This window comes from Enterococcus sp. DIV0240d (assembly GCF_051711245.1).
Taxonomy (GTDB): Bacteria; Bacillota; Bacilli; order Lactobacillales; family Enterococcaceae; genus Enterococcus_D; species Enterococcus_D casseliflavus.
The window spans coordinates 3,331,536-3,344,154 of record NZ_JBIOMG010000001.1 but is presented as its reverse complement, the minus strand read 5'-3'; the positions used below and the strand labels follow the sequence as shown (position 1 = coordinate 3,344,154).

The 12,619-nt window shown below is 45.0% G+C and carries 9 protein-coding genes and 1 pseudogene; 3 read left to right on the top strand and 7 right to left on the bottom strand.

Features of this window, described 5'->3' with window-relative positions:
• Positions 1–239: 239 nt before the first annotated feature.
• Together IGJ25_RS16070 and IGJ25_RS16065 are read left to right on the top strand one after the other, a co-directional pair.
• The gene (locus IGJ25_RS16070) at positions 240–2,414 is read left to right on the top strand and encodes a PTS transporter subunit IIBC (RefSeq protein WP_225001281.1); all 2,175 of its coding nucleotides are present in this window, start codon (positions 240–242) and stop codon (positions 2,412–2,414) included.
• A 93-nt stretch (positions 2,415–2,507) separates the two neighbouring features.
• Positions 2,508–3,338 carry an endonuclease/exonuclease/phosphatase family protein gene (locus IGJ25_RS16065; RefSeq protein WP_225001282.1) on the top strand — a complete coding sequence of 277 codons (831 nt, stop codon included), beginning with the start codon at positions 2,508–2,510 and terminating at the stop codon, positions 3,336–3,338.
• A 56-nt stretch (positions 3,339–3,394) separates the two neighbouring features.
• On the opposite strand, the gene IGJ25_RS16060 is transcribed toward IGJ25_RS16065, so the two are convergent.
• From IGJ25_RS16060 to IGJ25_RS16030, 7 genes and pseudogenes are all read right to left on the bottom strand, one after another.
• On the bottom strand, positions 3,395–3,835 hold the full coding sequence (locus IGJ25_RS16060; protein ID WP_311947885.1) for a hypothetical protein: 441 nt from the start codon (positions 3,833–3,835) through the stop codon (positions 3,395–3,397).
• Positions 3,828–4,601 carry a MurR/RpiR family transcriptional regulator gene (locus IGJ25_RS16055; protein WP_225001284.1) on the bottom strand — a complete coding sequence of 258 codons (774 nt, stop codon included), beginning with the start codon at positions 4,599–4,601 and terminating at the stop codon, positions 3,828–3,830. The genes IGJ25_RS16060 and IGJ25_RS16055 overlap by 8 nt, the downstream gene beginning before the upstream one ends.
• Before the next feature lie 63 nt (positions 4,602–4,664).
• Positions 4,665–5,996: a 6-phospho-alpha-glucosidase gene (locus IGJ25_RS16050; RefSeq protein WP_008379332.1), complete on the bottom strand. Its 1,332-nt coding sequence runs from the start codon at positions 5,994–5,996 to the stop codon at positions 4,665–4,667.
• A gap of 13 nt (positions 5,997–6,009) precedes the next feature.
• Positions 6,010–7,602: pseudogene (locus IGJ25_RS16045) on the bottom strand (alpha-glucoside-specific PTS transporter subunit IIBC).
• Between the two features lie 187 nt (positions 7,603–7,789).
• The gene (locus IGJ25_RS16040; protein WP_005227859.1) at positions 7,790–8,461 is read right to left on the bottom strand and encodes a type 1 glutamine amidotransferase; all 672 of its coding nucleotides are present in this window, start codon (positions 8,459–8,461) and stop codon (positions 7,790–7,792) included.
• On the bottom strand, positions 8,454–9,803 hold the full coding sequence (locus tag IGJ25_RS16035) for a Mur ligase family protein (protein WP_005227862.1): 1,350 nt from the start codon (positions 9,801–9,803) through the stop codon (positions 8,454–8,456). Before IGJ25_RS16035 ends, IGJ25_RS16040 begins: the two co-directional genes overlap by 8 nt.
• 198 nt (positions 9,804–10,001) lie before the next feature.
• Entirely contained in the window at positions 10,002–11,459 is a 1,458-nt protein-coding gene (locus IGJ25_RS16030) for a TrkH family potassium uptake protein (protein WP_225001286.1), read from the bottom strand.
• Between the two features lie 312 nt (positions 11,460–11,771).
• Here IGJ25_RS16030 and IGJ25_RS16025 point away from each other — a divergent pair, with 312 nt between their 5' ends.
• Positions 11,772–12,566 carry an HAD family hydrolase gene (locus IGJ25_RS16025; protein WP_324638534.1) on the top strand — a complete coding sequence of 265 codons (795 nt, stop codon included), beginning with the start codon at positions 11,772–11,774 and terminating at the stop codon, positions 12,564–12,566.
• Positions 12,567–12,619 lie beyond the last annotated feature (53 nt).

Genomic DNA, 12,619 nt, shown 5'->3' with positions numbered 1-12,619 from the left:
AGAATCTTTTTGATATCTCTATCATAAGCGCAAACGATTGCATCGTCAAGTGAAAGTTGTTGCGTTTAAAGAATTTCCTGTTAGGAAACATCGAGAAAGAGAGATCCAGTTATATAAAGGTGAAAAAGCGAATAGAATCCCTTTTGATATTTCTGGGTTTACAAAATCTTTTTTCTCCGTTAGAATGAAATCATTAAGAAACCGATTGCGTAAATCGATTCAGGGAAGGAAGAAGGAAGATGAAAAAATTATTGAGCTTCGAATTTTGGCAAAAATTCGGAAAAGCGCTAATGGTGGTTGTCGCTGTTATGCCAGCTGCTGGTTTGATGATCAGTATTGGGAAAACGATCCCAATGATCAATGCCGACTGGGCATTTTTGATCACTACAGGAGGCGTCATTGAAAACATTGGTTGGGCAATTATTGGTAACCTGCATTTATTATTTGCATTAGCTATTGGTGGTAGTTGGGCTAAAGAGCGAGCTGGTGGGGCATTTGCTGCTGGGATCGCCTTTATTTTGATCAATCGGATCACTGGTTCGATCTTTGGCGTGACGAGCGCGATGTTAACCGAAGAAGGCGCCTTTACCCATACGTTATTTGGGACGAAGATCATGATCGACGGCTTCTTTACTAGTGTATTAGAAGCACCTGCTTTGAACATGGGTGTCTTTGTTGGGATCATCGCCGGTTTTGTGGGAGCAACAGCTTACAACAAATACTATAATTTCCGCAAATTACCGGATGCGCTTTCCTTCTTTAACGGCAAACGCTTCGTACCTTTCGTAGTGATCGCCCGTTCAGTAGTCGTCGCATTAGTGTTATCGATCGTTTGGCCCTACATTCAGGCAGGCATCAACAACTTCGGTTTATGGATCGCGCAATCACAAGAAAGTGCGCCCGTTTTAGCACCGTTCTTGTTTGGAACCTTGGAGCGGCTGCTCTTACCATTCGGGCTGCATCACATGTTGACGATCCCGATCAATTACACCGAATTAGGTGGAACTTACACGATTCTTTCTGGCGCACAAGCCGGCACCCAAGTCTTTGGACAAGACCCATTATGGCTTGCTTGGGCAACGGATCTAGTGAACATGCGCAATGCTGGCGATACGTCACAATATCAATTTTTATTGGAAAACTTTGTTCCTGCCCGCTTTAAAGTTGGACAAATGATTGGTTCATCTGGGATCTTGATGGGCTTGTCTTATGCCATGTATCGCAATGTCGATGCGGACAAACGGCACAAATATACCTCTATGTATTTATCAGCTGCCATCGCTGTCTTCTTGACAGGGGTAACGGAACCGTTGGAGTTCATGTTTATGTTTGCTGCCGTACCGCTTTACATCGTTTATGCAGTCGTACAAGGGGCTGCGTTTGCGATGGCGGACATCGTCAACTTACGGGTCCACTCTTTTGGGAATATCGAGTTGTTGACCCGTACCCCAATGGCGATCAATGCCGGCTTAGGACAAGATTTGATCAACTTTGTGTTAGTGACCATCGTCTTTGGTGTTGGGATGTATTTCTTGGCCAACTTCTTGATCAAAAAATTCAACTTTGCAACACCAGGTAGAAACGGCAACTACGAAACAGAAGGAGCCAGCGATGCGCCAGCAACAGCTTCGGCGGATGGCAATTTGAACCCAGATTCGCAAGTCGTGAAAATCATTCATTTATTAGGCGGACGTGAAAATATCGCCGACGTTGATGCATGTATGACCCGTTTACGGGTCTCTGTGAAAAATCGAGAAGCGGTCGGCGATGAAAAAGCATGGAAAGCCGCAGGGGCTTTAGGCTTGATCGTAAAAGACAACGGTGTGCAAGCAGTCTATGGACCGAAAGCAGATGTCTTAAAATCAGACATTCAAGATATCTTAGATTCTGATGTCACGATTCCCGAACCGACGGCTAGTCAAGCACCAGTAGAAACCACTACCCACCAAAGCCAAGGCGTGACAGCTGAACTAGCTGCCGTTGCCACTGGAGAAGTGATGCCGATCACCTCTGTCAAAGACCAAGTGTTTGCGGAAAAAATGATGGGTGACGGTTATGGCGTGCGCCCAGAGCAGACGATAGTTGTCGCACCAATCAGCGGGAAAGTCACCAACATCTTCCCAACGAAACATGCGATTGGCTTGCTTTCTGATGAAGGCATCGAAGTATTGGTTCACATGGGCTTAGATACCGTTGACTTAAACGGTGCCCCCTTTACGGTAGCTGTCACTGAAGGACAACAAGTGGCGGTGGGTGACAAGTTAGCGGAGATGGATCTCGCTGCAGTAAGTGCTGCTGGCAAAGACACCACCATCGTTGTAGTGTTGACCAACAGCGATCAAATCGATTCCTTTGAATTGACCCAAATCGGCAAGCAACAAGCAGCCGCAGTTGTTGGAATCGTAAAACTATAATAAAATGACAAGCGGGTCGACTCTTTTGTTGACCCGCTCTCTTTTATTTTTTAAAGGAATCGTACAAGCAAACCGAGAGAAGGAGCCTTATTCATGAAGGTATTAACATTGAACACCCATAGCTGGTTAGAAGAAAATCAGCTCGAAAAATGCAAGATGATCGCACAAGAGATTGCAACAGGAGACTATGACATCATCGCCTTGCAAGAAGTCAACCAAACGATCGCTGCTCAAACCATCGTTCCTGATGGGCTATATTGCCCCACAGATACGCTGGTGGAAATCAAGGAGGACAATTTTGCTTTACGCCTAGTGGAAGAACTGCAACTGTTAGACTGTGATTACTACTGGTCATGGACCTACAGTCACGTAGGCTATGACATTTACCACGAAGGCAATGCCTTATTGTCCAAACAGCCCATCATTGCCAAAGAATACCTTGCTTCACAAGCCACGGATGTCTGGGATCATACCACACGCAAAAACCTGAGCGGCGTGACTGAAGCCGATGGACAGATCGTACAAGTCGTTAGCTGTCATTTTTCTTGGTGGCAAGACGGTAAATTTGCCTACGAGTGGCAACAGACAGAAGCATTTTTAGCAGAACGGGCAGATACCTTATTGATCCTAGGAGATTTCAACAACGATGCGACCAGTTCTGGTCATCAACTCGTCCTTGACAGCTCCTTACAGCTGCAAGACAGCTTTTTAACGGCTGCCGAAACGATCGGTGAAGCCTCTGTCGTTAAAGCCATTGATGGTTGGCAAGACAATCGAGAAGCATTGCGGATCGATTATGTTTTTGCATCCAATGACCTGCAAGCAACGGAATACGAAGTCGTTTTTGACGGAACGCGTACTCCGATCGTCAGCGATCACTTTGGAATCAAAGTGGTTTTTGCTTCAAAAACAGAGCCAAACTAGCAGAAGCGACAGCAAAAAAGCAGTGCCAATCGGCACTGCTTTTCTTTTTGGGGAAGTTAAATCGCTGATCGAACAAAGAGGAAAAAGAATAAACTCAATAAAAGAATGAATGCTAATGCCCCATAGGTAAAACTCTTTTCGCCCCAGGTTGCGTTTTCCTCCTGACTTGAAAGACTTCTTCTTGTAAAAAAGACGAGTCCTGCGCCGATGACATTCGCTGTCAGCAACTGTTGAAAGAAGATCAGGAATAAATACTGACCCAAAAGGCCTTTTTTACTCATGGAAAACCGTTGAATAAAGTACAGGCAAGCCCCTTGCAGCAAAAGGAGACTACTTAACAAGACCCCTAAAGCGGCTAACGGTTGTGAGCTGAGGTACTGGGCAAAGGTCATCCCATGGTTGAAGGCAGTCAAGGAAAGATAAAGATAGTAAGCACCGGCGATCAAAAGCCAATAACTCAGTAAAATCAATGGAAACGCCCATTTTCGTTTAGTCATGGTTGCCCTCCTGTAAAGTGAATAGTCCGTAGGAACGGATCAAATAATCAATCAAGCAGCTTAGTCCAATCAAAGACTGGCTAGGGATTTTCTTGCGACCGATTTGAAAAAAATCGCAATAATAGGTCAGGTGAAACGTTGAATGGCGAGCAAAATAATTATCTCCTGGTGCACTCAATGTCAAAACGGGAATCTGACGAATCGCAAAAGTCGTCAGATTCTCTTTGACGTTTTCTGTTTCGCCGCACAGTGAGGCGATGATCACACAATCTTCGGCAGTGATCATCGGCATGACCATATCAAATTCCGTTTTGTTCGGCAATACGATCACTCGTTTTTCCATAGAAAGCATCATTTTGGAAAACTCCTCCAGTGCTTTCTTTTGGGAAAACCCAGTTGGGTAGCAGTAGATAGTTTTGCTGCGGTCAAACAAGCGGTTGAGGGCAGCTAAGTCTACCGTTTTTAAATAGTTGAGGGTGGCGAAAATATCCTCTTGTTGCTTTTCAAAAATCGTTTTTTGTTGCGAAATCGTTGTTGCCTGTTCTTGCTGATGCCGTAGAAAATATTTGAACTCGGAATAGCCAGAAAAACCAAGTTTTTTCGTCAACCGTAAAATAGAAGACTTGGAGACGTGAACCTGCTCGGATAGCTCGACGATCCCCATAGATAGAACGGTGTCGCCGTTGGAAAGAATGTAGTTTAGAATGCCACGATCAAGTTCACTTAACTCTGATTGGTGCTGTTGAATCAAATACTGTAATTTCACAAAAACCCCTCCTTATTGATTAAGTATAGCTGAAAAGCCAGGAGGGGAGGCGAAGAACGCTGGCTAGTGTAATTCTGGCCAAAAGGCTTGATTTGCTTCAATCAATTCATCGAGTAATTCTTTGGCTACACGGGCATTTGGGACCACTTTTGAAAGAATCAGTGCTTGCCATAATTTCTGGTAAGAACCCTCTGCCCAAGCCTCCACGACTAATTTTTCTACGGCGACTTGTTGCTCCATCAATCCTTTTTGGAAGCGAGGGATCTTGCCTTGTGTGATTGGTTCTGCCCCGTTACTGCCGACGATACAAGGTACTTCCACCATTGCCTGCTCATCAAAGTTGACGATCGCTCCTTCGTTAGGCACGATCAACAGCATCCGTTCTTGCGTGTTATAAGCGATCGCTCGTGCAAGGTCAACGATGTAACTGGCGTGTTCATCCACTTCAAGCGTGGTGTCAGTCGCTGTCTGGTTTTCTACGATGCGTTGGCATTCACCAAAGACGTGTTTTTCGCGGCCAGCCATGACTTCATTTGCCCGTGTAAAAGATGGGTTGGTGTGCGCCACTTCATCTTGAGGGAAAAAGTAATATTTCAAGTAGGTATTTGGCAAAGTGGATGGATCAACTTCGTACACTTCTTTTGCTTTGGCAAAGGTGTGCATCCAGCTGGCATCAGCATGTTGGCTCGCTTCGATTTCTTCTGGCAATGAATAGCCGTATTTTGCCACATGCGCCTGGATCTGCGGCAGCAAATCATTGCCAGCTTTGTCTCGTATATCTGTCCACCAGCCAAAGTGATTCAAGCCATAATAGCGAACCACCAACTCTTTGCGAGAAGCTAAACCGATCGCTTGCGCCATCCGTTCTTCGATTCCCACTGGCATATCACAAATATTAATGATCTTGGCATCAGGGCGCAATTTACGAGTCGCTTCTGCGACAATCGCTGCAGGATTGGAATAATTCAACATCCACGCATCAGGGGAATATTTTTCCATATAATCGACTAACTCCAATACACCGCCGATAGAACGCATCCCATAAGCGATCCCGCCAGGACCACAAGTTTCTTGGCCGACCACACCATATTTCAAAGGGATTTTTTCATCCTTTTCGCGCATCGCATACAAGCCAACTCGGATATGCGCCATCACAAAATCGACATCCTGAAATGCGGTTTCGGGATCAGTGGTTGCTAAAAAGCTGATTTCTGGTGCGCGTTCTTTCAATAAAATCTCGCAAGCTTGTGCAACTTTTTCTTGTCGTTCTTCCAAATTGTCGTAAAACTTGATTTGGCGAATCGGGAAACGATCCAAGTGTTCCAAAAGCATCAAGACGATTCCTGGGGTAAAGGTACTGCCGCCTCCGGCGATCACGATTGAAAATTTTTTCATTTTTGTTTCCTCCTTAGTCTGATACAGCTAATAATTTTTCGAATTGTTCTCTCACTTGTGGCACATCCAGACCAACGATCACTTGGAAGGCGTTGCCGTTGCGAACAACACCATGGGCACCAGCGCCTTTAAAGATGTCATCTGGCAGCACTTGGTCTTGATCTTTGACGGTGATTCTTAGGCGAGTGGCACAATTAGTGACTTTATCAATGTTGTCGCGACCGCCAAACCCTTCTAAGTAGACTGCGGCTTGTTCGGTGTAGCGATTGGCACCAGCAATCACTGGCGTTCCAGTGTTGGCTTGTTTTTCTTTGTAATCTTTTTTGGTGTATAGTTTGACTTCGCTATTGTTTTCTTCCCGTCCTGGTGTGGCTAACTTAAATTTGAGGATCAAGAAGCGGAAAACAAGGAAATAAAGGGCAGTAAAGGCTAACCCGATCACCAGCTGCGTGAAGATCATACTGCGATGATTTTGAAATAGCGGAATCCAGACCTTCGCCAACAGATCGATCAAGCCGCCCCCCATATCTCCAACGACCCCGAAGGCAAACATCGTTGCCGCCATGGTCGCTGCTAAAACAGCGTGCACCGCAAAGAGGGGTGGTGAGATAAAGAGGAAGGTGAATTCCAATGGCTCAGTGATACCAGCTAAAACGGCAGTTAAAGTGGCAGGGATCAAAATCGCTAAGACCTTCTTTTTGTTCTCAGGCTTGGCTGTGAAATAAAAAGCAGCAGCGATCCCTGGTGCAGCAAAGATCTTAGAATTGCCATGTAAAGCAAAGCCCCCTTCAGGGAAAAGCTCTTTCAATGGTCTGGTGGATTGGGCAAATTCTTGTAAATGTGCCATCCAGTATTTGGAGATTCCTTCTTCGACGACAGCGGGACCAAAAACAAAGGGGGTATACACGAAATGATGGAGACCTGTGGGAATCAATATTCGCTCTAAGAAAGTATAGAGCCAGACCCCAAAGACCCCAGCACTTGCTAGAAACCCTTGCATGGACCCAATGCCAGCTTGGACTTTCGGCCAAATCAATGCGATCAAGAAAGCAACTGGCAGCATTAAAAAGAAACCGAGGATCACGACAAAGGAAGAGCCTTGGAAGATTCCGAGAAAATCAGGCAGCTTCGTATCGAAAAACTTGTTGTGAAGATAGACGACGATCGCCGAAATAAAAATTGCTCCGATAATACCAGTATCTAATGTTTTGATGCCAGCGATCATTTTCAAACCACTCTAACCGCCGGGATCAGCTGCAAAGTTGACACCGAAGAAGCTACCAAAGTACTCGATCATGCCAGAAATAAAATAATTACAAGTAATATAGACGACAAAGGCTTCCATTGCCGCTCGCGCATTGGCTTTTTTTGCGAGACCGATCGGTAATCCAATGACAAATAATAATTCCATTTGGTTGAAGACCGTCCACGCTCCGTTTTCAATGATCGTCCAAATGTTGTACCAAGTAGAGCCTTCAGTGGCGATGCTCCCCACAAGCATCGGATTTTTAAAGATAATACACAGCGCGACCATGATCCCTGAAAAGGAAAACAAGAGGACCGGGGTAAACATCGCACCGCCAAACCGCTGAACTTTTTCCATCATAATTTCTTAACATCTCCTTTCAATTTTTACTACAACCTCAGTATAGAAAAGAAAGATAGCGGTTACAATAAAGCGAGGCAGCATAGGAACGTAGAAGCAAACAAAGAGAAAAAGTGGCAACTGCGGGGAAATTTCCCATAAAAAAACAAACCTGCGAAAAACAGGTTTGTTTGCTCCGTACGTGTATTTAAATTTCGACGTTGCCATAACGATTGGCAAGGGCGGTGCGGATCAAGCGCTCTGCCAAATGCTCATTTCTTGCAAGGAGCGGTCCGTGGAAGTAAGAGCCGAACACATTGCGGTAAACCACGCCTTCGGTTTGGTCTTCGCCATTATTTCCTTGTCCTTGGATGACTTTCCCCAATGGTTTTTCCCCTTTACCTAAAAAAGTACGGCCATTATGGTTTTCAAAGCCATAATAGGTCTCATCGAATTCTTCATTGTGGATCACGATGTCACCGATGAATCGGTTGTTTTCTTGGCTTAAGGTGTAATGATCCAAGGCGCCGATCCCATTGATTTTCTCACCGTTGGCACCGATGTAGTAATGACCCAGCAATTGATAGCCGCCGCAGATCGCCAGCATGACGCCATCATTTTCGATATAGCTGGTCAGGGCTTCTTTTTTTGATTGGATATCTTGTGAAACGATCACTTGTTCAAAATCTTGTCCGCCACCGAAGAAGACGAGATCATATTTTTCAGGATCGAAGGGCTCGTGAATGCTGACGACCTCTGCGTTGAAGGTCACGCCTAGTTTTTCGGCCACGTAGCGCAGCATCAAGAGATTGCCGTTGTCGCCATAAGTATTCAAAAGATTTCCATACAAGTGGGCAACATTCAGTTGATACTTAGTCACGACTCATTCCTCCTTTGATATAGCCTTTTTCCGCAAGCTTTTTGCGTAGCTGCAAGACTGCAGTGTAAGTCGCTAAAATATAGACTTTTTCTGTTGGTAAGTCTGCGATTTGCTTGATGACGTCATCAAGTTCAGGGGTTTCAATGATTTTTTCTTCAGGGATCCCCGCAACTTTTAGCCGCAACGCCATATCTTTGTGACGATCACCACCAGCGATCACTTGAGGAATCCCCATATCGGCAAACGCTTCATGGTCGCCATCCCAAATCCAGCTGACGTCGATCCCATCTGCGTAGTTGGCATTCAACAAGCTGACTAGCGAGAAAGGATAGGGCGACAGGCCGATCATATCGATGACTTGGTTCAAACCAACAGGGTTTTTAACTAAGACTAACGTACATTCTTTGTCCCCAATGCGGATCACTTCTTGGCGACCAAAGACTTTTTCGTCATAGGCCAAACCAGATTTGATTTTTGCAGGTGCTACGCCATAATATTCCGCAACCGCAGTTGCCGCCAGCGCATTGTAGACATTGTACATCCCACCAACTTCGATGCGATAGTCGTTGCCATCGATCACAAAGTCAGCAGAGGTGTTGTCCATTGCGGTCATTTCCGTCAGTTTATAATCCAATTCTGGTCGATGGAAGCCGCAATTTGGGCAGTAGTATTTTCCAAGATTGGCATAGGTGATCATTTTATAGTGTAAAATGTGATGACACTCAGGACACAACACGCCATCCGTATTGTAATGGGCCATCTGCTCTTCATCTGGCAAATGATCAAATCCATAGTATTTCCGCGGATTGACAGTTGCTACCGAATTGAACAGTGGCGAATCCCCATTGCAGAGGATCGTAGCTTCTGGTGAGTTTGCGGCACCTTCAACGATCATTTTATAGGTCGTATAGATCTCGCCATAACGGTCCATTTGATCGCGGAAAATATTGGTGAAAACGAATAATTCCGGTTTGATGTACTTCGTTACTTTGCTGAGACTGGCTTCATCGATTTCTAAAACCGCGAATTTTTTGCCTTTTTTAGGGCGTGCCGATAGAAAGGTTGAAACGATCCCTTGGACCATATTGGCGCCGGTGGGGTTCGTCAATACTTCATCAAATTCTTGGCGCAAAATATTGACAGTCAAGGCAGTCGTCAATGTTTTGCCGTTGGTGCCTGTGATCACGACGACTTGGTAATCTTTCGCCAAATGATCTAATATATGTGGATCAACTTTTAATGCTAATTTACCAGGCAGGCTTGAGCCGCCTTTGAAAAAGTTCTTTAATACCCATTGAGAGGTCTTACCGACTGAAACAGCCAGATGACTTCGTATTCCCATAATGTAACCCTCCATTAGAGCGAATGCTTTCATTGTGCAAATTCAATTTATCATACCATATACCAAGAAAAAGGTTAAATTGCTTTTGCGATTCTTTAAATTTCTGCAAAGACCATTCTGATAAATGGCTCTTTTACTTGCGATGATCAAAGGCTTGAAAAGCAAAACAGCAAACCTGGCAGAAGGTTTGCTGCTGCTTTAACCGATAATGATTTTTTCCGTTGGGTACTCGTAGCCTAAGTCACGTGTTTCTTTTGGTACGAATAACATCAAGGTGTACAGCATACCGACACGGCCGATAAACATCAAAAGAGCAATCACGAGTTTGCCGATGGTTGATAAATCGCCCGTGATTCCTAAAGAAAGCCCTGTGGTTCCAAATGCCGAGGAAACTTCAACAATAATGGCGATCAAAGGGATATCCTCGATGGCGGTCAAGAATAAGACACAAAAGAAGCACATGCCCATCGAAAGCATGAAGACCACCACTGATTTGCGGACGTCATCTTGATCGATCCGGCGACCGAAGATATTGATATTGTCCTCACTTTTCAAGAAGGCATAGAGGTACAGCCCAATGATGGCAATGGTCGTCGTCCGAATCCCCCCGCCAACAGAGCTGGGACTACAACCAATAAACATCAGCAAGGAGAAAACGATCAACGTCGTGGTTTGAAAGTTGCCTAAGTCATGGATCTGTAGGCCAGCATTCCGCGTTGTCATGGAATAAAACATGCTGTTCATCCACATACCGCTAAAGCTGTAATCTTTGAACAAATAATCTTTCTCAAGGAAAAAGATCGCTAATGTACCGCCGACAAAGAGGATCACGAAAGCCAAAACAGCAATTTTTGTGAATAAAGAAAAGCGAAACGGCAAGCGGCGGCGTTGTTTTTTCGTTTTAAAAAGGACCCATTCCCGAAAGTCCATGATCACTGGAAATCCGATCCCCCCGATAAAAATCAAAATCATGATACACGTCAGGAAGAAATAATCATGGGAAAACGGCAAGATGGAATTGCCCGTCACATCAAACCCTGAGTTGGTCACAGCAGAGATCGCTTGATAAAACCCATAAAAGATCGCATCTCGCCAATTGTCATAATAGCCGTAAAGATGAAAATAAACAGCGAAGATCGTGCCTGCTACCACCTGACAAAGCAAGATGATTGTAAACGTCGTTCGAATCATCCGAACGATCCCACTAAGCTTTGGCTGATTCATATCCGTCATGATCAACTGGCGCTGCTTTAAACTGATTTTGCGCCGTGAGACGATCGCAAAAAAGGTCGAGATCATCATGATCCCTAAACCGCCGACTTGAAAGAGGACTTCCAATAAGATGACCCCGTGGTCGTTAAACACGTCATTGATCGGAAAAGTAGTCAGCCCAGTGACACTGACCGTGCTGACCGCCATAAAGAACAGATCGATAAACGCGACATGAGAGCCGGGTTCTCGAAAGAAGGGGAGTGAAAAAAGCCCCAAAGAGACCACCGTCATCACGATATAATAAAAAACAATCACTTGGATTGAAGACACGTTCTGGGAAATAAACGTCTTGCTCCTGCGCTGCGTCAAGCGGGCAAAGCGGGTAAAGTTCATTACAAAAAACCCCTCACTAAATAAACTATCCCCAGTATACCAAAGAACCAAGTAGATTTGAAAGAAAGCAGGATAGAATTCATGAGCAGCAGAAATTGTGTAAGGAAAAGCTTTTGGAAAGGGCCGTTGGGTTAGAGGAAACGATCAGGCTGTGGTTCTTGCGGCAGCTTGATTGCTTAAGAAACTTAAAAACTCGAAGCAAATCAGTAAGGATTTCGCGATTTCAGAAGAAAACGCTGGCAATTTATGAGAAGATAAAAGAAGAAAAAGATAGCAGCGACGATCCGCACGGAACAATAGCGAGAAAGCGGACAAAAAAGCGCATCAAATTTTTTGAAAATCGAGACGGAAATGGGGAGTATCATGAAAGACGTAAAAATTATTTTTTTCGATGTTGATGGCACACTGATCGATATGAGCAAAAAGCAAATTTCTGAAAGAATGTTAGCCACATTAAAAGCCTTGAAGAAGCAAGGGATCCTGTTGTGCATTGCGACTGGCAGAAGTCCCATCGCGTTGCCGCAATTTGAAGGCGTGACCTTCGATGCGTTTTTGACCTTTAACGGATCGTATTGTTTTAATCAAGCCGAGGGGATCCACCAAAACCCCATTCCTAAAAAAGATGTTCAGCAAATCATTGAAAATGCCACGGCACTAAAGCGTCCAGTAGCGATCGCTACGAAGGACCGAACGGTTGCCAATGGCAAAGATGATGATTTAGTTGAGTATTTTTCCTTTGCCCACCAAGAAGTGATCGTGGCAGAAGATTTTGATGAGGTGATCCAGCAGCAAGACATTTTCCAAGTGATGCTTGGCTCAGGGAAAAAAGACTACGCCAAAGTGATGGCAAATACCACGGAGGCGAAAATCACCGCCTGGTGGGATCGCGCAGTCGATATTATTCCAGCCAGCAGTGGGAAAGGAAGCGGCATTGCCAAAATGCTGGCTTACTATGGCTTGGATAAATCTGAAGCCATTGCCTTTGGCGATGGCAACAATGACATTGAGATGCTGGAGGCAGTCGGCTGGGGTCTCGCAATGAATAATGCTTCGGATGAGTTAAAAGCAATCGCCGATGAAGTGATCGGTCACGTAGCCGAGGAAGGCATTTATCATTACTGCTTAGAAAACGGGCTGCTGGGTGAAGTCGTGCAGTGATGGGCAATGCTTCAGTTGCTGTTGCCCGTTAAGAACATGCGCAGCCAGGATCG

Coding starts and splice junctions, on each gene's coding strand:
- IGJ25_RS16035 (WP_005227862.1), bottom strand. CDS start 9,803: ATGGGAATACGAAGTCATCTGGCTGTTTCAGTCGGTAAGACCTCTCAA.
- IGJ25_RS16050 (WP_008379332.1), bottom strand. CDS start 5,996: ATGAAAAAATTTTCAATCGTGATCGCCGGAGGCGGCAGTACCTTTACC.
- IGJ25_RS16025 (WP_324638534.1), top strand. CDS start 11,772: ATGAAAGACGTAAAAATTATTTTTTTCGATGTTGATGGCACACTGATC.
- IGJ25_RS16060 (WP_311947885.1), bottom strand. CDS start 3,835: ATGACTAAACGAAAATGGGCGTTTCCATTGATTTTACTGAGTTATTGG.
- IGJ25_RS16070 (WP_225001281.1), top strand. CDS start 240: ATGAAAAAATTATTGAGCTTCGAATTTTGGCAAAAATTCGGAAAAGCG.
- IGJ25_RS16065 (WP_225001282.1), top strand. CDS start 2,508: ATGAAGGTATTAACATTGAACACCCATAGCTGGTTAGAAGAAAATCAG.